Origin of the sequence: Brevibacillus fluminis (assembly GCF_003710825.1) — a bacterium.
GTDB lineage: Bacteria > Bacillota > Bacilli > Brevibacillales > Brevibacillaceae > Brevibacillus_D > Brevibacillus_D fluminis.
The window spans coordinates 19,306-43,550 of sequence record NZ_RHHQ01000009.1; the positions used below are offsets into that span (position 1 = coordinate 19,306).

Genomic DNA, 24,245 nt, shown 5'->3' on the forward strand with positions numbered 1-24,245 from the left:
GCGATTCTAGTGGATCAGGTAAAACAAATGTATATCAATGGAGAATGGGTTGCAGCTGAAAGTGGCGAAACCCTTTCCGTCACCAATCCGGCAACAGGCGAAACAGTCGGCGCCGTAACGTTCGGCGACAATCGCGATGCCGCAAAAGCGATCGATGCGGCACATGCGGCATTTGCCAGCTGGTCGCGCCTTACAGCGAGAGAACGCTCCAAATATCTCTACAATCTCTATGAACTCGTTCGCAACAGCCGCGACGAGCTAGCCGGCATCATTTCCGCGGAAATGGGCAAGCCGCTGCGCGAAGCGAAAGGCGAGGTGCTGGGCGCTGCAGACAACTTCATGTGGTATGCAGAGGAAGCGAAACGCGTATACGGCGAAACGATTCCGTCCTCTGTACCGAACAAACGGATCATGGTGCTCCGCCAGCCAGTTGGCGTCGTTGGCGCGATCACGCCATGGAATTTCCCAGTGAACATGGTTGCACGCAAAATCGCACCGGCATTGGCAGCAGGCTGCACAGTTGTCTTAAAACCAGCGGAAAGCACACCGCTGTCTGCAATCCGCCTGTTTGAGCTGATTGAGCAAGCTGGCTTCCCGAAAGGCGTCGTCAACCTCGTGATCGGCAAACCGGAAGCAATCGGCCAGGAATTCATCGATAATCCGAAGCTTAGCAAAATCGGCTTCACCGGCTCGACCCGTGTCGGCAAGCTGTTGATGGAAGGCGCTGCGAAACAGGTCAAGCGCGTCAGCATGGAGCTGGGGGGCCATGCGCCGTTCATCGTGTTCGATGACGCTGATTTGGATGCAGCGGTGGAAGGCTTGTTCGAAAGCAAATTCCGCAACTCCGGCCAAATGTGCATCTGCACCAACCGCCTGTATGTACAGGAAGGCGTAGCGGACGCATTCACGGAAAAGTTGGTCGAACGATTGAAAAAAGCGAAAGTCGGCGATGGCCGTTTGAAAGATACCGAGATCGGTCCATTGGTTAACGAGCGCGCGCTGGCGAAAGTACTGGAGCATATCGACGATGCGAAAGCGAAAGGCGGCGTCTTGGCTGCGGGCGGCAATCGTCTCGTGGAGGGCGACTATGCCAGAGGCTTCTATTGTGAGCCAACCCTCATCACGGATGTGACCGGCGACATGAAGATCGCCAATGAAGAAACGTTCGGACCAGTAGTGCCGCTCATCCGCTTCAGCGACGAGAAAGAAGTCGTGAAGCAGGCGAACGATACACGCTACGGCTTGGCAGCGTATGTTTATACCCGCGACAATGCCCGCTGCTTCCAGATGGCTGAGCAGCTCGAATATGGAATCGTCGGCATCAATGACGGCTCCCCGACCCAAACCCAAGCGCCGTTTGGCGGCTTCAAGGAAAGCGGCATCGGGCGTGAAGGCGGCCATTTCGGTTTGGATGAATATTTGGAAACCAAATTCGTTTCGTTCGGTGTATAGTTTATTCGAGTAAGTTACAGCCAGTGTGTTCCTGGATTCCCCAGGGCACGCTGGCTTTTTTATTTTGCAAAAAAGAGAAACTACCACAAAGGAGGTACGGATCATCGCCGGAGTTTTTTTGTCGATGGGCGAAAGTTCTAACTTTGGTTAGGTTTTTTTTACACCCCGTTCTGATAGGATGTACGCGAGTCATTGAAAGATGGGGGAGAGATACATGGCGGGAAGAAGGACATACCAGCCGCTTCTAGCAAAATACATCAAGATCATGTTGGCATTTTTCATCGCATTTTCGGGATGGGCAATCGTTTTTGTAAATCTGGCGCGGCCGGCAAAGGCAGCGACAGGGGACGGGACTCCGGCCAATCCGTATATCATCACGACGGCGGAGGAATTGGCGGATATCCGTACGAATATGAGTGCGTCGTACAAGCTCGGCAATAACATCGATTTGAGTGATTTTAGTGAGGGAGAAGGTTGGGAGCCGATCGGTTCTGACGGTACCCCATTTACGGGCACATTGGACGGGAATGGACATGCCATCATGGAGCTTACGATCAACCGCCCGGATGAGATGGGGCCAGTCGGGTTGTTCTCCACATTAAAAGGAACCGTCAAGAATTTGGAGCTAAGTGATGTGAAAATTGCCGGGAAGGACAGTGTAGGAGCACTAGCCGGAGAGACGATCGGGGATGTGATTGAACCGCCGCCCGGTCCGCCTGCAGTACTCAGCACGATTTCCAACGTAACGGTTACGGGCAGGGTGGAAGGTGATAAACAGGTAGGCGGAATCATCGGAACAGCCTACAACGCGCAAATCAGCTGGATCGATTCAATCACTCGTGTAAGCGGAATGGATGCTGTTGGAGGAGTGGCAGGCAAACTTTTCGGTTCCTCACTTGATAAAACGATCATCCGTGGCGCTGTCATTGAAGCAAATGAAGCGCGGGGGACCAATCTGGGCGGTCTCGCAGGAAAGGTGGATGCATCGACGATCCGTACATCCGTTACGCTCAGCGGTGTCCGGGGGAACATGTGGGTAGGGGGCCTTGCCGGTCGAATGATGGGTGGCTCCGTTTCAGACAGCTTTGCAGTCGGCAGCATCTTTGGCACAAACATGGTCGGCGGGCTGATCGGTCTGGCAGATACCAACACGATCAAGACGTCCTACGCGGCAGGCGAAGTGACGGGAACCACATTTGTCGGCGGACTGGTGGGCAAGTCCAACGATGCGCTTGTTCAAGACTCTTACTGGGATACGGACGAGACCGGACGGTACACAAGCGACGGCAGTAAACCAGAGGATGGCAAAACCACTGCCGAGATGACATCATTTGGTCCGGCAGGCACCTTCCCGAACTGGGATGGGGACGAAACCTGGTTTTTTTACGATGGCGACTACCCGTTTTTGCAAATTGCCAATCCAATTATGAATCTGCAGGGCATTGATGATGAACTGGAACTGGAAAAAGGAGCTACAAAAGAGATTGACGATGTTAGGGTGATACATCGAGATGAGACCCCCCATGACATCAGCGGCAAGTACAAGCTGGTGTCGGACGATCAAAACATCGTGGAAGTAGACGGCAACAATTTGGTAGCCAAAAACTACGGAACTACAACCGTTCATGTCCAATATCACGGATTTGACCAAACAATCACCGTCACAGTCCCGTCGCCCGGCATGCTGCAGCAGCTGAAGGTTTCATCAGGCACGCTGAGCCCGGCATTTTCGGGGGATACGCTCAACTACACCGTTCAGGTGCCAAACAGCGTGACAGACTTTAAACTGACGCCGAAGCTGCGGGGTTCTGCACCTGTGACTACCGTGAAAATCAACCGCTTGCACGAAAATCCGCAACTGGTCGAAAGCGGATCGTCGAGCAATGCATTCCCGCTTGCGGTGGGTGAAAATACATTTGAGGTGACGGTGACGGAAGCAGACGAAAACGAGCGGACCTACACCATCGTCGTCACGCGGGCTCCAGCTCCGCCCATACCGAATCCGGACCCGACTCCGTATTATCCGGTAAACGAAATTAAGTTCGAGCAAAAAGACGTGAAGGTGAACGAGGGTGACGATGTGATCGTGCTGCGTCCCGTGATCACGCCGTCGTATGCGACGAATCAAACGGTGAGATGGAGCAGCAGCGACCCGGATATCGCGGACGTTGATCAAAATGGGCGTGTAACGCTTGGACGCCCTGGGGTTGCGACCATTACAGCGACCACGGCGGACGGCGGTAAAGCGGCGGTAATCAAAATCACCGTCGTCGCCAAGAAAACGGTAGTCAAGCTAATCCCGTCGGAGCGGGTGTTGGTGGTCAAGCCGAACCAGACAGCTCGTTTTACCGTAACCGCCTTGTATGACAATGACGAAAAGCAAAACGTAACGCGGGATAAACAGACCGCATATGAAAGCAAGTCCAAGGACATGAAGTTCCGCTCCGAACGGATCAAGGTCGGCTCGAAAGAAGGAACTACATCGTTTACGATCACGTACCAGAACAAAACGATTACAATTCCCGTGATCATTTCCAAAATTACCGTGAAAAGCGTGGCAATCAGCGATGCACCCGCTACGTTGAACGCAAAGGATACGCAGCAGCTGAAGCTGATCGCGGCCTTATCGAACAAAAAAACAAAGGACGCTGCGGAAGATGCCACCTGGACGACCAGTGATCCAAAAGTGATTACTGTAAGCGATACGGGCGAGCTGGAAGCGGTTGGAGCAGGGAAAGCGACGATCACGGCCGTTTACGGCGGCAAGAAGACCAAAACGGAAGTGAAAGTCACCTCTTCAACCAAGCTGGACAAGCTTCAGATCAGCAAACGTACACTGCGGATGGATCCGCAAGAGACCCAGCAGCTGACCCTGACGGCAATCTATACGGACGGTACCAAAGCGGACATCACAAAAGAGGCAACCTGGAAGGTTGCGGACGAGGCGATTGCCGATGTGGAGGCAGGGCTGATCACAGCCAAGTCGGCAGGAACGACCAAAATAACCGTGACCTATGAAAAGAAAAAGCTCACCATCAGCCTCATTGTGAGATGATGGACTGACAAGCGTGATTGAAAAGATCATCCGAAAGCGGATGGTCTTTTTTTTACCAACATTTCCAGCGAAAGAGATGTAACCGAACAGCAGCCTCATTCGTTCCCCATACAGTGAGGTGCAGCGCCTTTCTTGCCAAGCAGCTTGTAAAAAAAAGTTCCGTTTGCAGTGAACCTTTTCAAACTTGGGCGCCAATACATCATGTATACAATTTCAGGGGGCCCTCAATGGATAATCAAGAGTTGGATCAGTGGGTCGATCGACTGATCGCAGGCGATGAAGCTGCGTTCGATCACGTCTATCAGCTGACCCGAACAAAACTATACGGCACGGTGGCGTCGCTGGTGCACAACCGCGAAGACGTCAATGACATCGTGAGCGAAATATATTATCAACTATGGCGAGCCTTGCCTTCCTATGATCGCAAGCGACCGTTTCTGTTTTGGCTCAATGGGCTTGTGATCAAGCAAGTGAGCAATTGGCGCAGACAAGTGTGGCGACGATTCCGCCTCTTGGAGAAGCGGACCCGCTTGCATGAAGAGCCCGATGCCAGCCTGCCGGGGGATGCCCTGATGGTAACGGAAACCCAGCGGGACATGCAGCAGGCGATTAGCCGTTTGCCGTTCAAGCTGCGAACGGTCATCCTCTACCGTTTTTACTATGAATATACGTACGAGCAAATCGCCGAATTGCTGCAAATCCCTGTTGGTACCGTAAAGTCGCGGAATCATCTGGCCATCAAGCAATTGCGGAAATGGGTCGATCTCAAGCAAGTCGAGGAGGGTCTTTGCGAACATGTCCATCGAGAAGAAAATAAGCGAGTCGCTAGCGAACCAAATTGAAGGCGTGACCGTTCCAGCAGAAGTGGACGAACGAGTAAGGCAATCGTTTCGCCAATTCCACACGAAAACGAAAAAGGAGCATAAAACGATGAAAAAACGATTACTGGCGCTCGGATTGACCGCAGCGATTTTGATACCGACAGGCGTTTTCGCCCTGAATAGCTCTTATTTTGCCGGCCCGGATGTGAATCTCAACGGGCTGGTCGATGATGGTGTGAAGCGGGCGGTTTCGGAAGGGTTATCGGTGACAATCGACCAAAAGATCACAGATCAAGGTATCACCGTCCATTTTGATGAAATGTATGTGGAAGAAACGAAAATTCTCGTGCATTACAAAATCGAGCGGGAAGACGGAAGCCTGGTTCCTTATGAATTCGATACAACAGGGCTGCAGGTTATTTCGGATGGGAAGAAGGACAATAAGCAGGTGGAAAATCCGACGTACCAACAATCTGGCTTGGAAGGCTTCAGCGTCCTGAATTTCATCGGCACCGAAAGGAAGGACAATCTTCCATTTACTTTGACAGACGCTTCGGGGAAAGAGATCGACACCGGCATCGCGGAGAAAGACAAGCCGGAGGGCATGCTGGCGTTTGTGACCAGCGGGAAAAAGCTGCCGTCAACCATCGTCTTGCATGTGGACATCGATCGGATCGGGAAGACGAAAGGGAGCTGGAAGGGGCAGATCCCAATCGATCAGAGCAAGGCGCAGAAGGCGACAGAGGCTGCGAAATAGGGGAGAAGTGCCAGCGGGGAACCAGCCAAATGAAAGGGCTGGTTCCTTTCGCATGTGACGGATCTTCGACCGGCATGTTATCATGATATATTCAAGATTCTTTTTTTCGAGTCAGCAGGGATTGTGTTAGAATAGGTTGGGGTGAATCAACGGATGGCAGAAAAATCGCTAAAGGACCGGATCATCGAATCGTCGCTGCGACTATTTGAAGAGTACGGGTACCATAAAGTGACGGTAGATCAGATTGTGAAAGCGAGCGGCACATCAAAAGGAGGATTTTATCATAATTTCAAGTCGAAAGACGAACTCCTTTATACCGTTCACGATCACTTCATATCGTATGTGCTGGAAAAAGGGCAGCAGGCGTACCAGACGTTTGCCACGCCAACTGAAAAGCTGGACGCAATCATTCGTTCATTTGTCATGATGATCGACCTGTACCGCTCGGAAGTCACAGTCTTTTATCAGGAAAGCTCTTATCTCGCGCCAGAGTATTTTTCATTGATTGAGGAAAAGCGCGATCACTATAAGGGGATTATGTTCAAGGTCATCCAGGACGGGATCGACTGTGGGGAGTTTCGCCAAGAGCTGCCGGTGCCGATCATGGCCATGGCGATCTTCGGCATGATCAACTGGATTTACAAATGGTATCAAAAGACGGGACGCTACTCGATCGAGGAAATTGCCGTCATTTACTCCGATATCATTCTCAAATCGATTCTTACGCCAGAAACCATGAACAAGCCTGAGTATTCGCGATTCTTTTTGACCTCCAATGACATCAACATCGCACCTGTCTGAGGCAGGTGCTTGCTTTGTCCCTTTTGGCTTGGTACAAAAGGGATTTTTAACGTGTAACGTGTTTCATCCAAAAGGAGTGATTTAATGAAAACGAGAGGCACTTTGCTCATTCTCGCTTTTTTCATGGCTTCATTAAACCTGCGCCCGGCGATCACCTCAATCGCTCCCTTGTTGGAGACGCTTAGGGACCAGCTGGCGATGAGCGCCTCGGTGGCAAGCCTGCTGACATCGATTCCGGTCTTTTGCATGGGTATCTTTTCACCGATGGCCGCTGCGCTCGGGGCGCGCTTCGGCATCGAACGGGTCATCGGATGGTCACTTGCATTGATTGGCGTCGGCACAGCTCTTCGCTATTTCACCCATTCCACCTTCTTCCTGATGGTGACCGCTTTTGTAGCAGGCCTTGGCATCGCCTCGGCGGGCCCGCTGCTCTCCGGCTTTATCAAGCGCTATTTCCCGACACGGGTGCCGACGATGATCGGGTTGTTTTCCGTCGCCCTAACGATCGGCGCATCGCTCGGCTCTGGACTGGCGGCTCCGTTCCAAAGCCAAACCCATTCCTGGCAGGGGGCGCTGGCGGTATGGGCGCTGTTGGCCTTCATCGCGGTTCCGATCTGGTGGATGTCGCTGCGGCGTGCAGGCGGACGCGGTGACGGGAATTCCGCTTCTGCCCAGTCAGCCAGCTTGCCTTGGGGACAGAAAAAGGCGTGGCTCCTGACGCTGTCCTTTGGCTTCATGGCCATGATGTTCTATTCGATCACAGCATGGCTGCCACCGATCATCGAAGGCTTGGGCTACAGCAAAGTGTACGCGGGCAATGTGCTCACACTGTTTGCTTTGGTGCAGGTGCCGGTCAGCCTGTTCCTGCCGGCATTGCTCAAACGGTATCCGGCACGATTGCCGTGGATGCTGCTTTGCTCCGCCTTTGAGCTGGTCGGGCTTTCGATGCTCTATTTTTCGGTCGCACCATGGATTGCGGCGATTGTCATCGGTATCGGAGCGGGAGCTTTGTTCCCGCTGAATCTGCTGTTGCCGATCGATGCCACAACAAACGGGCAGGAAGCGGCCAGCTGGTCGGCGATGACACAGTCGGCAGGATATGTGATCGGAGCGATGGGCCCGCTCATTTTGGGGTGGATTCACGATGCGACACAGAGCTTTTCCATGGCGGTTGTCGCATTGATCGCACTCGTGGTCATCATGATCGTCATCCAGCTGATCGCTGTGCCACGTCATGAAGGGCAGCGGGAGCGAAAAGCTGCATAAAATAGCGAATAAAAAACAGGTGCCGATAAAATGGCGCCTGTTTTTTTGCGTGGGAATGATTAATCTGACGAATTACTTTTACGATTCTCTACTTCCATATTGGATAAGCGGCGTTGAAAACTATCCTGCCAATTGGCTTCTATCCTTTCGGCAGCAGCTTCAAAGTCTTTTTCTTTTAACGAAAGAATGATTTTTTTATGTTCTTCAACCGATTGTTCAACCCCTGAAATACCGTTGAAGTAGGTAATTTCATAACGGCGCAGCTTTTTCTTCAGCCCTTCCAGCACATGAATCAGTTCTTCATTTTCCGATAAATTGATAATCACCTGGTGAAAACGAGCATCATGGTGTTGGGCGCCGAGCGCATCCCCCTGCTTGATAGCCTGATCTAGCTCTTCATTAATGGTTTCCAATTCCTCGAGGTGCTCATCTTTCATATTCTCTTTGGCAAAGGAAACAGCAAGCTTCTCTAGCGTCCAAATAATCGGATAGAGGCGATAAGCCTGGTTACTATCAACGGGAGCAACCTGTGTCCAGCTATTCGCTTTGCTTTGAATCATTCCTTCTTCTTCGAGTCTCAACAGGGCTTCACGAATAGGCGTGCGGCTTGCCCCTAACGCCTCCGCCAAATCTTGATCTTTTAATCTGTCACCCGGCTTTAATACGCCGCTAATAATCCACTCTTGAAGCTGATGGTATACTTGCTCACGAATGGATGAGCGTTTAACTTTTTTGGCATGCTCCAATAACAAATGATACGCCTCCTCTTTAGTAACGCCTGAATGTAATATATCACGTACAATTTGTAGGTTTCAACATGGGACGATTCTATAAAGCTACCAAGTTGACAGAGAATAATTCAATTGGGTAAAATGTAATATATTACATATCAATCTTTCGTTTTTTCTTACAGCGTTACTCACTTGATGCGCTGATTCAATTTGAAGCAGGGGGAATGTAAATGATGGACATCTCTTCATTCAAGTACATCGCAAATAATCAAGCGCGTAAAATTGAAACCGAGCATCTATCCGTACCTTTTATGGACCAAGAAGTGATTGGGAAGGTCAGAAGCTTTCACAAGCGTTTTCCTGAATACCAGGTGACGCCTCTACACAGCTTGAAAGCATTGTCTCGTAGGTTGAACGTTCAGAATATATGGATAAAGGACGAGTCTTACAGATTTGGTCTCAATGCTTTTAAAGTATTGGGTGGATCTTATGCAGTTGGAAAGTACTTAGCTAATAAACTAGGCATGGATATTTCAGATCTTTCATTTGAGATTTTGAAATCGAGAGAAATGAAAGAGAGACTGGGCGAAATAACCTTTGTTACAGCGACGGACGGAAACCATGGCAGAGGGATCGCATGGGCCGCAAGCCAGTTGGGACAAAAATCAGTCGTGTTCATGCCCAAAGGCTCATCCAACATCCGTTTGAACAATATTAAAAAAGAAGGCGCGGAAGCTTCGATCACCGATCTGAACTATGACGATGCTGTAAAGTTGGCCAAGCATTATGCTGACGAGAATAACGGGGTATTGGTACAGGACAGCTCATGGGATGGCTATGAAGAAATCCCCACCTGGATTATGCAAGGATACTGTACGCTCATAGACGAGACGCTTGAACAGATAGAAATAGAGGGGAGTGAATGGCCAACACATGTGTTTTTACAAGCAGGAGTTGGCTCCTTTGCGGCAAGCGTTCTTGGCTATCTCATAACGAAAATGGGAAAAAACAGGCCGATCACTACCATCGTGGAACCGAATGAAGCAGCATGTATTTATAAATCCGTTGAGGTAAATGACGGAAATCCTCATGCGGTAACTGGTTTTATGCCAACCATTATGGCCGGCCTAGCCTGTGGAGAACCAAGTACAGTCGCTTGGGGTCTTTTACGAGATTATGCAGACATGTATATCTCTTGTCCGGATTATGTATCGGCAAAAGCCATGAGGATGCTTGGCAACCCTTTACCTGGAGATCCCCGTGTCATTTCCGGAGAATCAGGTGCTGTCGGATTAGGCGTTCTCAGTCTTATTCGGGAAGAACAGGTATTGCACCAAATCGCTTCACAGCTCCACATTAACGCGGATTCAAGAATTCTCATCATTAGTACTGAGGGCGACACAGATCCCGAGGGTTACAGAAATATTGTATGGGACGGCATGTATCCGTCTTTTTAGGAGGGGTGAATGCCACTGATTACATTCAAGTGAGAAGGGGAAATGTGAAATGGCGTACGATTCTTCCATCGTTTCGATCGATGCTGCACGATTGTTGACCCGAATTGAGCAGCTCGGGCAAATTGGCCGTGACAAAGAGGACAGGCTCGTCAGATTGGCGGCTTCCGACGCGGACAAGCGAGGGCGTGATGCGCTTGTTTCCTGGATGAAGGAGGCGAATTTGGAGGTAGTGGTAGACAAAGTCGGCAACATTTTTGGCATCTGGCGAGCTCCCAGTGAAGATGATCAAGCACCGATTATGGTCGGATCGCACATTGATACCGTCATCAATGCGGGAGTGTACGACGGTTGTTATGGTGTGCTCTCAGGCATCGAGGTCATTCAGACGTTGCAGAAAGCAGGTTTTGTTCCTTCTCGCCCTATTGTCGTCGCTGCGTTTACGAATGAAGAAGGTGTGCGATATACACCCGACATGATGGGATCGCTTGTGTATGCTGGCGGTCTGTCTGTTGAGGATGCACTCGCTTCTGTCGGTACCGATGGCTCTTTACTTGGAGAAGAATTGGAACGGATCGGTTATGCGGGTTCTGTGGAGCCTGGATTTTTGAAACCACATGCGTATGTAGAGCTGCACATTGAACAAGGCCCCGTATTGGAACGAGAGGGAATACAGATCGGTGCGGTGAAGAACCTTCAAGGTATTTCGTGGCAGCGGATTACAATTGAAGGTGTGGCAAACCATGCCGGTACCACACCGATATCCATGCGCTCAGATGCGGGATACGCAGCGTCACGTGTCATTTCATTTTTGCGTGACCGTGCGACGAGTTCACCAACACCTACGGTAGCAACGGTTGGTTGTATCAGCTTTGAGCCGAATGCGATCAATGTTATCCCTTCGCGTGCAATATTCACGGTTGACCTGCGTGATCCCAACGAACACAGCTTGCAGGCTGAGGAAGCGGCATTAGGTGCCTTCCTCACAGATCTTGCTGCTGCCGAAGGAGTGAAGATCACGACAGAACGCATGGCCCGCTTTGAACCTGTCACGTTTGATGCAACTATCGTCGAGATAGTGGAAGCAGCAGCCGAGCGGCACGGATTGTCCTATCGGCGAATGACGTCCGGTGCCGGCCATGATGCTCAAATGATCGCTCACATATGTCCTGCAGCCATGATTTTCGTACCGAGCATCGGGGGCATAAGCCATAACCCCCGCGAATTTACATCAGAACCGGATCTGGTAGCCGGAGCAAATGTGTTGCTTGATGTGATCGGTAAACTTGCAAGCGAACGAGAAAAATAATTCCGCTATAGGAGATCAATATGACCGGGAATCCTTACGAGAAAAGGAGTTCCGGTCTATTTCTTTATTTTCACGAAACAAAAAAGTCCCCACATAGAACGCAGCTGAGTCTTTCGGCCTATATCAGACCAACTGGTCGGTCTGATAAAATGAAGGCAAGAAATTGGTGAATACTAGGTGAATGATGAATAGGAGTGAGCTGGCTTGTTTAAAATCCATGAAATTCGCGAAATGATTAAATTGGTGGATCAATCTTCCTTGCAGGAATTCGAGGTTACAAGCGACGAGGTGCGCATTTATATGAAAAGAGGGGGCGCGGTTTCGCCTGTTATCGTGGAAGAAACCGCAAGCGTAGCTGCTCCGGCTGTTCAACCGGCTGCAGGCGTTGCTGCACAAGCGACGAGCGTACCTGCGGTTGAGACGAAACCTGCATCTGTGCCGACAGCAGCTGTCCAAACCGAGCAGCCGGTAGCTGCAGCCCCAGCTGCTTTGGATTTGCACAAAATCACCTCACCGATGGTCGGGACGTTTTACCGCGCGCCGGAAGTAGGCGCCGCACCCTATGTGCAGCCAGGGGACCAGATCAACCGCACGACGGTCGTCTGCATCGTAGAAGCGATGAAGCTGTTCAATGAGATCGAAGCCGAGGTCGATGGCGAGATCGTGGAAGTGTTGGTAGAGAACGGACAATTGGTTGAATACGGTCAACCTCTTTTTCTGGTGAAAGCACGATAATAAGGCGAGATGGAAAGGGGAGGACGGCCGATGATGTTTCGGGATTTTTCCAAGCCGACGTATGAGGAATGGAAGGCGCGGGCCGAGAAGCTTTTGAACGGCGCTTCATTTGAGCAAAAGCTGGTGACGCAAACGTATGAGGGCATCGCCCTGCAGCCGCTGTATCGCGGGGAGGACACGCAAAGCTTGCCGCACATGGAAAGCGTTCCCGGCGCTGCGCCTTATGTACGCGGCACGGAGGAGCTGGGCTACGTTTCCAAGCTGTGGGCGATTGCGCAGGAAGTGAGCGCTGCGTCGCCGGAAGCTTTTAACCAGGCGGCGCGCCACGATTTAGGGCGGGGGCAGACAATGCTGAATGTGCCGCTAGACCGGGCATCATCCGCCGGAGTGGACGCCGATCAGGCCGAGGGGGACCAGCTCGGGCAGGGGGGCGTTTCGCTCTCTACGCTAGCTGATGTCGAGCAGCTGCTCGCAGGCATCGACCTCGGTCAGACGCCAATCATGGTGGAGGCTGGGAACGCGGGAGTGGCGGTCTTGGCAATGGTGGCAGCTTATTTGCAAAAATCCGGACAATCGACGGCCCATTTGCGCGGCTTGGTAGGTACAGATCCGTTGGGCGAGCTGGCGCGGGAAGGTGTGCTTTCCGGAACGCTCGCAGAAGCGTACGATGCGATGGCTGACGCGACGCGCTGGGCGATTGCACATGCGCCTGCGCTGCAGACCGTTTTGGTGCAAGCGAACCCGTATCATGATGGAGGCGCGAGCGCGGTGGAGGAGCTGGCGTTTGCGTTAGCGACAGGCGTTGCCTATTTGCGCGAGCTGGATGCCCGAGGCATCGAGATCGACGATGCGGCACCGCGCATGTGCTTTTCGTTTTCGCTCGGCTCGCAATTTTTCACGGAAATCGCCAAGCTTCGTGCGGCCCGGATGCTGTGGGCAAAAATCGTTGAGGCGTTTGGTGGCAATGAACAGGCGCAAAAGCTATCGATCCATGCGCGCACATCCGCCCGGACCAAGACCGTCCATGATCCGTATGTCAACATGCTGCGCGGCACGACCGAAGCCTTCGCCGGCGTCGTAGGCGGGGCCGACAGCCTGCATGTTTCCCCATTCGATGAAGCGATTCGCCCCGCAGATGAATTTTCGCGGCGGATCGCCCGTAATACACAGTTGATATTGCAAAACGAAGCCCATCTGACAAAGGTGGCCGATCCGGCTGGCGGATCGTGGTACATCGAAGCGCTGACAGACGAGCTGGCCCAAAAAGCATGGGCGCTGTTCCAAGAGGTAGAGGCAGCAGGCGGTATGGCGCTGTCGCTGCAAGCCGGACTGCCGCAGGAAAAAGTGGCCGCGATCGCAGCGAAGCGTGAGGCCAACATGAGTAAGCGCAAGGACAAAATGGTTGGAACCAATGTGTATCCGAATTTACAGGAGACGGCCGTACCGGCGCTGACAGACGAAGAGCTGGCAGCGATTCGGGAAGAGCGCCGTACTTCGGTGCAAAAGCAGCGGGCAGCTACAGATCGGGAAGCGCTTACGGCAAAGCTCGCGTCTTATCGTTCGGCCGTCGCAAGTCGGAACGCGGACCAGGCGAACGTGATGGAAGCGGCGATTGATGCCGTTCTGCACGGTGCCACGTTGAGCGAGATCGTACGTGGCGAAGCTGCATCGAGTCATGCGGGCACGACGGTGCAGCCGATCCCGCTGCGCCGCGATGCCGCCGCATTCGAAGCGCTGCGAGCAAGTGCCGAGCGCTACAAACAAAAGCACGGCAGCTACCCGCAAGCCTATGTCGCCAAGCTCGGCACCGTGTCCCAGTACAAAGCGCGCGCGGATTTTTCGACCGGATTCGTGGAAGCGGGCGGTTTTCAGGGAATTCAAGGGCAAGGTTTCACAGAGGTGGAAGCAGCGGCAGAAGCGGCGCTTGCATCGGATGCCAGCCTCGTGGTGATCTGCTCGCACGACGAGCTGTATCCCGAGATGGCACCTGCATTCGCCTCGCTGATCAAGGCCAAAAATCCGCAGCTGACGGTCTGGCTCGCCGGACGTCCGGCACCGGAACAGGCTGCCACATACAAAGCGGCAGGCGTCGATGATTTCATTTACATGGGAGCGGACTGCGCGGGCCTCTTGGCACGGCTGTCCCAGCAGAAAGGAATAGGGCTATGAGAAAATCACCTGATTTCACGTCAATTCCATATCAGAGCGCTGTTTCTGCTGAGTCGCCTGCACGCGCGGCGAAAACTTCGTCCGTCTGGAACACGCTGGAGCAAATTCCGGTGAAGCCGGTTTATACGGCAGAAGATACGGCGGATATCGAGCATATCGGCTTTTTGTCCGGCATTCCGCCATTTTTGCGCGGACCGTACCCGACGATGTATGTGAACCAGCCGTGGACGATCCGCCAGTATGCCGGTTTTTCCACGGCAGAGGAGAGCAACGCGTTTTATCGGCGCAACCTGGCGGCGGGGCAAAAAGGCTTGTCCATCGCATTCGACCTGGCGACGCACCGCGGCTATGACTCGGATCATCCGCGCGTAGTCGGCGACGTCGGCAAAGCGGGTGTGGCAGTCGACTCCATTTTGGATATGAAAATTTTGTTTGATCAAATTCCGTTGGATCAGATGTCGGTTTCGATGACGATGAACGGCGCGGTGCTGCCGATTTTGGCGTTTTACATCGTCGCGGCGGAGGAGCAGGGTGTACCGCAGGCCAAGCTGACCGGCACGATCCAGAACGACATTTTGAAAGAATACATGGTGCGCAACACGTACATTTATCCGCCAGAAGCGTCGCTTCGCATCATTGCCGACATTTTTTCCTACACAGCCGAGCATATGCCGAAGTTCAACAGCATCAGCATTTCCGGTTATCACATGCAGGAGGCGGGAGCGACCGCCGACATCGAGCTGGGGTACACGCTGGCTGACGGTCTGGAATACGTCCGCACCGGGATCAAAGCGGGGATCGACATCGATTCGTTCGCGCCACGCCTTTCGTTTTTCTGGGCGATCGGCATGAACTACTTCATGGAAGTGGCGAAAATGCGCGCAGGCCGTCTGCTCTGGGCCAAGATGATGAGCGAATTCAAGCCGAAGAGCGAAAAGTCGATGGCATTGCGCACGCACTCGCAGACATCCGGCTGGAGCCTGACCGAGCAAGACCCGTTCAACAACGTGGCGCGTACGTGCATCGAGGCGATGGCAGCTTCCATGGGCCATACGCAATCGCTGCACACCAACGCGCTCGACGAAGCGATCGCGCTGCCGACCGATTTCTCCGCACGTATCGCCCGCAACACGCAGCTGTATTTGCAGGATGAGACGGGGATGTGCAGCGTGGTCGATCCGTGGGGTGGCTCTTACTACGTCGAATCGCTGACGAATGAGCTGGTGGAGCGCGCATGGACGCACATTCAGGAGGTCGAAGCGCTGGGCGGCATGACCAAGGCGATTGAGACCGGGCTGCCCAAGCTGCGGATCGAGGAAGCGGCTGCGCGCAGACAGGCGCACATCGATTCGGGAAAAGAAGTGATCATCGGGGTCAACAAATACCGCTTGGAAAAAGAAGAGCCGCTGGACATTCTCGAGGTGGACAACGCAGCTGTGCGCGAAGCGCAGATTCAGCGTCTGGCCGAGCTGCGTTCGAACCGCGATGAAGCGCGGGTGCAGGCAGCTCTTAGCGCCATTACGGAAGCGGCAAAAAGCGGCGAGGGCAACCTTCTGGCCCTCGCGATCGAAGCGGCGCGTGCGCGCGCAAGCCTCGGCGAAATTTCGGATGCGTATGAAAAAGTGGTTGGACGCCACAAGGAAGTGATTCGTTCCGTATCTGGCGTGTACGGATCGGAATACGGGGAGGACGAAGCGGTGGAAGACGTGCGCAAGCTTGCGGATGAATTCGAGGAGCGCGAAGGCCGTCGCCCGCGGATCATGATCGCCAAGATGGGGCAGGACGGCCATGACCGCGGCGCCAAGGTAATCGCGACGGCTTTTGCCGATCTGGGCTTTGACGTCGATATCGGACCGTTGTTCCAGACGCCGGAGGAAGCGGCACAGCAAGCGGTCGAAAACGACGTGCATGTCGTTGGGATGAGCTCGCTTGCGGGTGGACACAAAACATTGCTGCCGCAGCTTGTCGATGAGCTGAAAAAGCTGGGGCGTGAGGACATCATGGTCGTGATCGGAGGCGTCATTCCGGCACAGGATTATCAGTATTTGTACGATCATGGCGCAGCCGCCATTTTTGGGCCGGGAACGGTGATTCCTATCGCGGCGCGCAGCGTCATTGAAGAGATCAACCGCAGGCTAGAGGCTGAATAATGCGCCGCCGCCTGACGGTAGACGAATACGTGGAAGGGGTGCTCGCTGCCAACCGGACGATTTTGGCCCAGGCGATCACGTTGGTGGAAAGCAACGCCCCCGCCCACATGGAAACGGCGCAGGAAGTGCTGAACCGCCTGCTGCCGCATACCGGCAACTCCATCCGCGTCGGCATCACAGGTGTGCCCGGCGCAGGCAAAAGCACGCTGATCGACATGTTCGGCACAATGCTGTGCGACCAAGGTCATAAGGTCGCGGTGCTCGCGGTCGATCCGAGCAGCACGGTGACGCGCGGCAGCATTTTGGGCGACAAGACGCGGATGGATGCCTTGTCGCGCAACCCGCGCGCGTATATCCGGCCATCGCCTGCGGGCGGGTCGCTCGGCGGGGTCGCCCGCAAAAGCCGTGAGACGATGCTTGTCTGTGAAGCTGCCGGTTTCGATGTGCTTTTGATCGAGACGGTCGGTGTCGGGCAAAGCGAGGTAACCGTCCGCTCGATGGTCGACTTTTTCCTTTTACTGATGGTAACCGGCACTGGCGACGAGCTGCAGACGATGAAAAAAGGCGTCATCGAGCTGGCCGACGCCATTTTCGTCAACAAGGCGGACGGAGCCAACAAGCCGCTTGCCTTGGCGACGAAAGAGCAGCTGAACCAGATGCTGCACTATTTACAGCCCGCGACCGAAGGCTGGGAAAGCCGTGCCTTGACCTGCTCCGCTTTGACAGGTGAGGGTGTCGGCGACATTTGGTCGGTAGTCGGGGAGTTCCGTGAGACGACCGAGAAGTCGGGGATGCTGCAAAAACGGCGGCAGACACAGGCGGTCGCCTGGATGAACAGCATGGTACAAGATTCGCTGTATGCCCGTTTTTACGCGCACTCCGGCGTGAAGCAAGCGCTGCCCGCGATCAAGCAAGCCGTGGCGGAGGGAAATCTCTCAGTCACGTTGGCAGCGAACCAACTAATGAAGATCTTTGAGGCAGGTGAACCGTAGATGAGCGTGATTTACGAAAAAATTGATGAACTGATGGACCGAAAACGGAAGGTAGAGCTCGGCGGTGGAGATGCCCGCATCGATGCCCAGCATAATCGCGGCAAGCTGACCGCGCGCGAGCGGATCGACCTTTTGCTCGATGACCATACATTTGTGGAGCTGAATCCGTTTATTCAGCACCGTGCAACCAACTTCGGCATGGATAAGCTGGAAGCGCCTGGCGAGGGCGTCGTGACCGGCTACGGCAAGATCGAAGGACGCATCGTCTACGTCTTTGCCCAGGATTTCACCGTATTCGGTGGCGCTTTGGGCGAAATGCACGCGATGAAAATCGCCCGCATCATGGACCTCGCCGCGAAAAACGGCGCCCCGATCATCGGCTTAAACGACTCCGGCGGCGCGCGGATTCAGGAAGGCGTCGTGTCATTGGATGGATATGGGCACATCTTTTACCGCAATTCCATTTATTCCGGCGTGATTCCGCAAATCTCTGTCATCATGGGGCCATGCGCGGGCGGGGCCGTTTATTCTCCGGCAATTACCGACTTTGTGTTCATGGTTGAGGGCACCAGCCAAATGTTCATCACCGGGCCCAAAGTCATTGAAACCGTCACCGGCGAAAAGATCACCGCGGAAAACCTGGGCGGGGCCAATGTGCATGCGAGCATCAGCGGCGTTGCGCATTTCACCTCGCCGTCCGAGCCGGAAGTGTTGGCAGAAGTGCGCCGTTTGGTCAGCTTTTTGCCGCAAAACAACGAGGAGAAGCCGCCGGTTGTCGCATACGACGACTTGGACGACTGGCGTGAAGAGTTGACCGACCTCGTCCCGGTGGAAGGCACCAAAGTGTACGACGTGCGCAAAGTGATCGCTGAAATCGTCGACCACGGCGATTTCATGGAGGTCCAACCGAATTTCGCGAAAAATATCATCGTCGGATTCGGGCGCATCGACGGGCACAGCGTCGGCGTCATCGCCAACCAGCCAAAGGTCATGGCAGGCGGCCTCGACATCAATTCGTCCGACAAACTGTCCCGCTTTATCCGTTTCTGCGATTCGTTCAACATCCCGCTGATTACGTTCGAGGACGTGACCGGCTTTTTCCCCGGCATTAATCAGGAATATGGCGGCATCATCCGCCACGGGGCCAAAATCTTGTACGCCTATTCCGAGGCTACAGTCCCGAAAATTACCGTCATTTTGCGCAAAGCGTACGGTGGGGCTTATGTGGCGCTCAACTCCAAGGCGATCGGTGCGGACATGGTGTACGCTTGGCCGAATGCGGAAATCGCCGTGATGGGGCCAGAGGGCGCAGCCAATATCATTTTTGCCAAGGAAATCGAGCAGAGTGAGAATCCGGCGGCCACCCGCGCAGAAAAAATCGCTGAATACCGCAGCATGTTCGCCAATCCGTACGTCGCAGCGGCAAACGGAATGGTTGACGACGTCATCGACCCGCGCGAGACGCGTAAAAAGCTGAAGGAATCGCTCGAAATGCTGCGCAACAAAAAGGAAAGCCGCCCTGCGAAAAAGCACGGCAACATTCCGCTGTAGAGCACGGACCAAGAAAGGGGAGCCGTCTTTATGTTCAAAAAGGTACTGATCGCCAACCGCGGCGAAATCGCCGTCCGCATCATCCGGGCATGCCGCGAGATGGGTATCGCCACAGTCGCCGTTTATTCGGAACCGGACCGGGAAGCGCTGCATGTGCAGCTGGCCGATGAAGCATACTGCATCGGGCCAGCACCATCCAAGCAAAGCTATTTGAACATGGCCGCACTGATCAGCGTCGCCGACCGTACAGGATCGGACGCGATCCATCCGGGCTATGGCTTTTTGGCGGAAAATGCAGCGTTTGCGCAAGTTTGCGCTGACAACAACATCACCTTCATCGGCCCAGAGCCGGACGCCATCACACGCATGGGCGACAAATCGATCGCACGGCAAACGATGAAGGAAGCTGGCGTCCCGACCGTCCCCGGCACCGAAGGACTCATCGAACGCGAGGAAGAAGCGGTCTCCATCGCGGATGAGATCGGCTATCCGGTCATCATCAAGGCAACGGCAGGCGGCGGCGGAAAAGGCATGCGTGTCGCCAACAACGAGGAAGAGCTGGTGTATTCGCTCCATCAGGCGCGCAAGGAAGCGGAGGCCGCGTTCGGCAACGCTGGCGTGTACATCGAGAAGTATTTGGAAGAGCCGCGCCACGTGGAAATCCAGATCATGGGTGACAAGCACGGCAACGTCGTCTACCTCGGCGAACGCGACTGCTCGATCCAGCGCCGTCACCAGAAGCTGGTCGAGGAAGCGCCGTCGCCTGCGCTGACGGAAAAGCTGCGCAAAGAGATGGGCAAGGCTGCGGTTGAAGCAGCCAAAGCCGTGAATTACCACGGCGCCGGTACGATCGAATTTTTGCTGGATCGGCACGGCAAGTTTTATTTCATGGAAATGAACACGCGCATTCAGGTGGAGCATCCGGTGACGGAGATGATCACTGGCATCGACCTGATCCGCGAACAAATCAGCGTCGCAGCAGGCAAGCCGCTGTCCTTTGCGCAAAAAGACGTGAAGATCAATGGCTGGGCCATCGAGTGCCGGATCAACGCGGAAAACCCAGCGAAAAACTTCATGCCATCGCCCGGCAAGGTGGAGTTTTATTTGCCGCCAGGTGGGTACGGGGTGCGGGTGGACAGTGCGGTCTATTCAGGCTACGCCATCACGCCGTTTTACGACTCGATGGTCGCCAAGCTGATCGTCTGGGGCAAGGATCGGGAGGAAGCGATCCAGCGGATGAAGCGCGCGTTGGATGAGTTCGTGATTGAGGGTGTGAAGACGACGATTCCGTTTCATCAGCGGCTGTTGGAGCATGAGCTGTTTGTGGCGGGGGATTTTCATACGAAGTTTTTGGAGAGCCATCCGGTAAGGGTGGAGGAGTAGGGTAGATTTTGTAAATAGAAAACGTAAACGTCGGCCTAGGAGGGCGGACGTTTTTTTTGTTTTTCTACTCCTAAGTTACATTCTTATCAATATTTCTGTTATTTGTAAAAATGTAATTTTACTCAGTGTTTTGTCAGAGCTGTTTATTAACATTGAAAAGTAATATTTTTACACCATCAAATAAGGTCAGGAAAAGGTGACAGCCAAAACATGAAAGCAAGGAGAACACTCACGAAGAAATGAATTTGATTTACGTTTCCCTTGGTTTAACAGGCTGGCGATTTTTCCGGACAGGGGGAAACTTGACGAGAAAAAAATCGAACAAAAACCATTCTGTCATTGCAGGTTTCATTGATGATGATTGGTGGACCGTTCATGCAACCAGTGAAAGAGTCTGGGATGCATGAAGTCAGTTTGAGTAGCGACATTGATGACAGGGATCCAAGAATCTCGTCGACGGGATCGGAAGGAGCTTGTATCTCACCAGCACTCCATCTGAATGCAGTGGGACAGGCAAATGTCTTTATCCAATTAAACGTCGAACCGGGAATGGTAGAGCAACAACAAGCAAAAAGGAAAGCGGAGGTGGAATCGGTCCATGAACAACAATCCGCTTTTACCGATGCTGTTCGTGACATGGGGATCAAGTTGAAGGTACACTATCAGTTTGATACGTTACTCGATGCAATAGATGTTACGCTGGCGACGGATCAGATATAGAAGGTAGCTGCGCTTCCAGGAGTAAAGGCGGTTTTTGAAAATAGCAATGATGTAACTGTGGTGGAGCTTCCACAAAATCTGGATGAGCAACTTGTTGGGGAGTCGCCCGAGAAAAAAATGTGGTGAAACAGCTCGGAAAAGTGGCCAATCGTAATAATCGCAGCCATATTATGGTTGGCAATGTGCTTTCAAAGGATTTGAATAGCGAAACGATTCCGTTTCATGAGATCGGTGTGCAAACTGCTTGGGATGAAGGCTTAAACGGCAGCGGGCTTAAAGTCGGCATTGTTTATTTGTGATGGGGTGAACCTTATTATAAGTAACGGCAACGGTTTTTGAGGATTTCTAAATAATTTATTATGATTTCGCAACATAATCATATGTTCGGTATTCCTAACAGGAAAAAGAAGAGCTATAATTGTCAGTATAAGGTATATATTTACATATGATAACACTTTTGGGGGAACAAGTAATGGCTAAAGGAATTAACCTTGCTAATCCTATTTTAACCGAGTCACAGAGAAGAGCATTTAGTGCGAAACCTAACAATGTGTGTGTGTTTCTATCCCATATAAGCATAGATAAAGATGCGGCAATTAAAATTGGTGAGTATATTATGAGTACAGGAATAGATATCTACCTAGATATTTATGATAGAGACCTAGAAACAGCAATGCAGATTGGTGACCCGTCTGCAATAACTAGCAGTATTGAAAAGGGTATCGCTAATTCAACTCATATTATGTGTATTGTTTCACCAAGAACGGTTAATTCTTGGTGGGTTCCATATGAAATAGGTTTTGGTAAGAAGTCGAATAAAAAACTATCCACTTTACTCCTAAGAAGTACTCCGATTCCGCAATTTTTAGAAGTTACAAGAGTTTTGAAAGGTATAGATGATTTGGAGTGGTACATAAAGGAGCAGGGTGGTAGTAGTCAATTTTTACTCGAAGGGCATAGAGTGCTTACGGGTACTAATAGCAAGTATAGTCATCCACTATTTCAATATTTAGATTAACTATAGGAGGAAAACGTGTAATGAAATGGGGTAAGTGGTTAGAAAACTGGGACATGACTTCTCTAAAAATTAAAACACCTTTTTTAGAAATGGATTGGAACCCACAGGAAAAGGATAAGGATGCAGCTTGGGAACTATATATAGAGTTACTAACGAGAATTACGACACAAAAGATTGAACTTGAACATGGTGATGAAAAAGTTGCTCTTGATAGTGTCTATTCTTTATTTGGTTTAACGAGAGGAATTATTAAGAATTACGGTAGAGATTGTATTGAGTTTACTAAACTTGCTATTGTAGTTCTAAACCAAATAATTCGCCCCTTTACAGTAAAGTGGCACAAATTAAGCTTAGGTGGAGCGTTTTCAGACTCAGAACAATGCGAAGCTTTCCGTAAAGAATTAGGAAGTTTACAAGAAAAACTTATAGTATATACTAAAATGCTAGCTGATATGGCTGGTGTTGAGGACTTAACCAACCTTGAGGATACAAATTATTAAACTTTAGAATAATTAGGTAAGATTAGATTAACTAATTAAAGAGAAAATAATTTATGTATTGCCATATTCATGGAATAAGGTACCCTTATCCCAAACTATTATCTTAGAATACATAGGTATAGACTATAATGTTGAATATAAGTGGGGGAAATAATGTCAGCTAAGTTGGATAAAGATTTTGTTTGGGAATGTGATTATGGAATTAGAAAACCTATTATTCCTGTTTTAAAAAAATTATTAGCAGAACAGGATTCATCATCTTTGCAAATGATAAACGTCTTTGTTAACTCGATTCCCTATAACTTAGAATTATTTATTGTAGTAAGCTATAAAAACCCACTAGATGGTCATATTCAAATTATGAAGGAATGTATGCAAAATGTGGGATTACGTTATAGACCAGATATAACAATGGATGAGTTATACGGAGAAATGGCTAACAGAAGGTTCAATAGTTTCACATTAACAGATGATATACCAGTCGAAGATCAATTCAATATGTTATTTCCAATTCCAGAAAAAGATGAGCTACAAAAAGAAGGATATAATTTTAGTAGACCTTTAGGTAACCAATTTCCCGTTTTTTTAAGTCACGCTTCGAAAAATAAAGCAGAGGTGGAAGACTTAATTCCCTATTTGAATGGAGCGAATTTACCTGTTTGGTTCGATAAAGTAAACATTGATTATGGAGAATCACTAGTTGAAGCGATTCAAAAGGGCATCAAAGACTCTGGAGCAGTAATTTTCTGGATTACAAATGAATTTCTTAAGTCCAATTGGTGTAAAAAAGAGTTGAGAAATTTCTTGCACAGGCACTCATCATATGATGATGTACTCATCATAAGCATTTTTTCAGAAGATGTAAATTTTGAAGAAGTTGACTTATTTTTAAAAGAATTAAAATTCTATCGTAGAATTAGCCAAGATAGCTTGGAGAGTATAGCGAAGGAAATCATCCCGAGTATTGAAAAATATATGGAGAAGAGTAAAGTGTAGGGCTTGATAGAGCGGCAACAATTGCTGAATCAGTAACTCCAGTAGGCGAAGTGGTATACATTTTACCAACTTCGCCTTTTGACATAAATCATCCTAAGCAATTAACAACCCACTTATCACTTTATCAAACTTCCACTCAATCGTAGCAATCTTCTTATCATTTGTCACCGTAATCTCTTTTATCATCGCATGCACCAACTGCTTCTGCTTCCCATAATCAGCCCGGAGTCTGTAAAATATTCTGTGTAAACTCTCAACCTCCTAATTTACAATTAAATTAGAAAGGTTGGGATTTTTTATGAGTCTCATGTCGAAAGAGCAATTAAAGCAGTGGATCAAAGAGAAAAATATGAAGTCGGTGGACGATGTCCAATCTGCATTAAAA

20 protein-coding genes are annotated in these 24,245 nt (G+C 51.3%); 19 read left to right on the plus strand and 1 reads right to left on the minus strand.

What is annotated here, in order from left to right; genetic code table 11:
- Window positions 1-9 precede the first annotated feature (9 nt).
- The 6 genes from EDM56_RS12825 (at window position 10) to EDM56_RS12850 (ending at window position 8,152) form a co-directional block, all read left to right on the plus strand.
- On the plus strand, window positions 10-1,452 hold the full coding sequence (locus EDM56_RS12825) for an NAD-dependent succinate-semialdehyde dehydrogenase (RefSeq protein WP_122918320.1): 1,443 nt from the start codon (window positions 10-12) through the stop codon (window positions 1,450-1,452).
- 214 nt (window positions 1,453-1,666) lie between these two features.
- A complete protein-coding gene (locus EDM56_RS12830; RefSeq protein ID WP_183192415.1) occupies window positions 1,667-4,507 on the plus strand; it encodes an Ig-like domain-containing protein in 2,841 nt (946 codons plus the stop codon).
- 227 nt (window positions 4,508-4,734) lie between these two features.
- Complete coding sequence (locus tag EDM56_RS12835) at window positions 4,735-5,349, plus strand: sigma-70 family RNA polymerase sigma factor (RefSeq protein ID WP_122918322.1); 615 nt, start codon at window positions 4,735-4,737, stop codon at window positions 5,347-5,349.
- Window positions 5,303-6,085: a DUF4179 domain-containing protein gene (locus tag EDM56_RS12840; protein WP_122918323.1), complete on the plus strand. Its 783-nt coding sequence runs from the start codon at window positions 5,303-5,305 to the stop codon at window positions 6,083-6,085. The genes EDM56_RS12835 and EDM56_RS12840 overlap by 47 nt, the downstream gene beginning before the upstream one ends.
- A 153-nt stretch (window positions 6,086-6,238) precedes the next feature.
- Window positions 6,239-6,886, plus strand: a complete 648-nt coding sequence (locus EDM56_RS12845; protein WP_122918324.1) for a TetR/AcrR family transcriptional regulator — start codon at window positions 6,239-6,241, stop codon at window positions 6,884-6,886.
- An 84-nt stretch (window positions 6,887-6,970) separates the two neighbouring features.
- Window positions 6,971-8,152: an MFS transporter gene (locus EDM56_RS12850; RefSeq protein ID WP_122918325.1), complete on the plus strand. Its 1,182-nt coding sequence runs from the start codon at window positions 6,971-6,973 to the stop codon at window positions 8,150-8,152.
- A gap of 59 nt (window positions 8,153-8,211) precedes the next feature.
- Here EDM56_RS12850 and EDM56_RS12855 read toward each other — a convergent pair whose 3' ends face one another.
- Entirely contained in the window at window positions 8,212-8,904 is a 693-nt protein-coding gene (locus EDM56_RS12855) for a GntR family transcriptional regulator (RefSeq protein ID WP_122918326.1), read from the minus strand.
- Window positions 8,905-9,113: 209 nt separating this feature from the next.
- On the opposite strand from EDM56_RS12855, the gene dpaL reads away from it, so the two are divergent.
- The 13 genes from dpaL to EDM56_RS12920 all read left to right on the plus strand — a co-directional run bounded on the left by dpaL (window position 9,114) and on the right by EDM56_RS12920 (window position 23,860).
- Window positions 9,114-10,340: a diaminopropionate ammonia-lyase gene (dpaL, locus tag EDM56_RS12860; protein WP_122918327.1), complete on the plus strand. Its 1,227-nt coding sequence runs from the start codon at window positions 9,114-9,116 to the stop codon at window positions 10,338-10,340.
- Window positions 10,341-10,389: 49 nt separating this feature from the next.
- Window positions 10,390-11,646, plus strand: a complete 1,257-nt coding sequence (locus EDM56_RS12865) for a Zn-dependent hydrolase (RefSeq protein ID WP_122918328.1) — start codon at window positions 10,390-10,392, stop codon at window positions 11,644-11,646.
- A 231-nt stretch (window positions 11,647-11,877) separates the two neighbouring features.
- Window positions 11,878-12,381 (plus strand): acetyl-CoA carboxylase biotin carboxyl carrier protein, encoded by a 504-nt coding sequence (gene accB / locus EDM56_RS12870; protein ID WP_246009368.1) that lies wholly within the window; start codon window positions 11,878-11,880, stop codon window positions 12,379-12,381.
- 30 nt (window positions 12,382-12,411) lie between these two features.
- Window positions 12,412-14,550: an acyl-CoA mutase large subunit family protein gene (locus tag EDM56_RS12875; protein ID WP_122918330.1), complete on the plus strand. Its 2,139-nt coding sequence runs from the start codon at window positions 12,412-12,414 to the stop codon at window positions 14,548-14,550.
- On the plus strand, window positions 14,547-16,700 hold the full coding sequence (scpA, locus tag EDM56_RS12880; RefSeq protein ID WP_122918331.1) for a methylmalonyl-CoA mutase: 2,154 nt from the start codon (window positions 14,547-14,549) through the stop codon (window positions 16,698-16,700). Before EDM56_RS12875 ends, scpA begins: the two co-directional genes overlap by 4 nt.
- Window positions 16,700-17,692, plus strand: coding sequence for a methylmalonyl Co-A mutase-associated GTPase MeaB (gene meaB / locus EDM56_RS12885; protein ID WP_122918332.1), 993 nt, complete (start codon window positions 16,700-16,702; stop codon window positions 17,690-17,692). The genes scpA and meaB overlap by 1 nt, the downstream gene beginning before the upstream one ends.
- The gene (locus tag EDM56_RS12890) at window positions 17,693-19,243 is read left to right on the plus strand and encodes an acyl-CoA carboxylase subunit beta (RefSeq protein WP_122918333.1); all 1,551 of its coding nucleotides are present in this window, start codon (window positions 17,693-17,695) and stop codon (window positions 19,241-19,243) included.
- Window positions 19,244-19,273: 30 nt separating this feature from the next.
- A complete protein-coding gene (gene accC, locus EDM56_RS12895; protein WP_122918334.1) occupies window positions 19,274-20,626 on the plus strand; it encodes an acetyl-CoA carboxylase biotin carboxylase subunit in 1,353 nt (450 codons plus the stop codon).
- Between the two features lie 375 nt (window positions 20,627-21,001).
- Window positions 21,002-21,346 carry a hypothetical protein gene (locus EDM56_RS12900; RefSeq protein ID WP_148040385.1) on the plus strand — a complete coding sequence of 115 codons (345 nt, stop codon included), beginning with the start codon at window positions 21,002-21,004 and terminating at the stop codon, window positions 21,344-21,346.
- Window positions 21,347-21,468: 122 nt separating this feature from the next.
- Window positions 21,469-21,645, plus strand: coding sequence for a hypothetical protein (locus EDM56_RS31480; RefSeq protein ID WP_183192416.1), 177 nt, complete (start codon window positions 21,469-21,471; stop codon window positions 21,643-21,645).
- 173 nt (window positions 21,646-21,818) lie between these two features.
- On the plus strand, window positions 21,819-22,364 hold the full coding sequence (locus tag EDM56_RS12910) for a toll/interleukin-1 receptor domain-containing protein (RefSeq protein WP_183192417.1): 546 nt from the start codon (window positions 21,819-21,821) through the stop codon (window positions 22,362-22,364).
- A 20-nt stretch (window positions 22,365-22,384) separates the two neighbouring features.
- Window positions 22,385-22,864, plus strand: coding sequence for a hypothetical protein (locus EDM56_RS12915; protein ID WP_122918338.1), 480 nt, complete (start codon window positions 22,385-22,387; stop codon window positions 22,862-22,864).
- A 153-nt stretch (window positions 22,865-23,017) separates the two neighbouring features.
- On the plus strand, window positions 23,018-23,860 hold the full coding sequence (locus EDM56_RS12920; protein ID WP_122918339.1) for a toll/interleukin-1 receptor domain-containing protein: 843 nt from the start codon (window positions 23,018-23,020) through the stop codon (window positions 23,858-23,860).
- Window positions 23,861-24,245 lie beyond the last annotated feature (385 nt).

Excerpts from the sequence above, each read along its gene's own strand:
- EDM56_RS12875 (WP_122918330.1), top strand. The coding sequence starts at position 12,412 with ATGATGTTTCGGGATTTTTCCAAGCCGACGTATGAGGAATGGAAGGCG.
- EDM56_RS12910 (WP_183192417.1), top strand. The coding sequence starts at position 21,819 with ATGGCTAAAGGAATTAACCTTGCTAATCCTATTTTAACCGAGTCACAG.
- EDM56_RS12915 (WP_122918338.1), top strand. The coding sequence starts at position 22,385 with ATGAAATGGGGTAAGTGGTTAGAAAACTGGGACATGACTTCTCTAAAA.
- EDM56_RS12830 (WP_183192415.1), top strand. The coding sequence starts at position 1,667 with ATGGCGGGAAGAAGGACATACCAGCCGCTTCTAGCAAAATACATCAAG.
- meaB (WP_122918332.1), top strand. The coding sequence starts at position 16,700 with ATGCGCCGCCGCCTGACGGTAGACGAATACGTGGAAGGGGTGCTCGCT.
- EDM56_RS12920 (WP_122918339.1), top strand. The coding sequence starts at position 23,018 with ATGTCAGCTAAGTTGGATAAAGATTTTGTTTGGGAATGTGATTATGGA.
- scpA (WP_122918331.1), top strand. The coding sequence starts at position 14,547 with ATGAGAAAATCACCTGATTTCACGTCAATTCCATATCAGAGCGCTGTT.
- EDM56_RS12850 (WP_122918325.1), top strand. The coding sequence starts at position 6,971 with ATGAAAACGAGAGGCACTTTGCTCATTCTCGCTTTTTTCATGGCTTCA.
- accB (WP_246009368.1), top strand. The coding sequence starts at position 11,878 with ATGATTAAATTGGTGGATCAATCTTCCTTGCAGGAATTCGAGGTTACA.
- EDM56_RS12900 (WP_148040385.1), top strand. The coding sequence starts at position 21,002 with ATGCAACCAGTGAAAGAGTCTGGGATGCATGAAGTCAGTTTGAGTAGC.
- accC (WP_122918334.1), top strand. The coding sequence starts at position 19,274 with ATGTTCAAAAAGGTACTGATCGCCAACCGCGGCGAAATCGCCGTCCGC.
- EDM56_RS12865 (WP_122918328.1), top strand. The coding sequence starts at position 10,390 with ATGGCGTACGATTCTTCCATCGTTTCGATCGATGCTGCACGATTGTTG.
- EDM56_RS12835 (WP_122918322.1), top strand. The coding sequence starts at position 4,735 with ATGGATAATCAAGAGTTGGATCAGTGGGTCGATCGACTGATCGCAGGC.
- EDM56_RS12890 (WP_122918333.1), top strand. The coding sequence starts at position 17,693 with ATGAGCGTGATTTACGAAAAAATTGATGAACTGATGGACCGAAAACGG.
- dpaL (WP_122918327.1), top strand. The coding sequence starts at position 9,114 with ATGATGGACATCTCTTCATTCAAGTACATCGCAAATAATCAAGCGCGT.
- EDM56_RS12845 (WP_122918324.1), top strand. The coding sequence starts at position 6,239 with ATGGCAGAAAAATCGCTAAAGGACCGGATCATCGAATCGTCGCTGCGA.
- EDM56_RS12840 (WP_122918323.1), top strand. The coding sequence starts at position 5,303 with ATGTCCATCGAGAAGAAAATAAGCGAGTCGCTAGCGAACCAAATTGAA.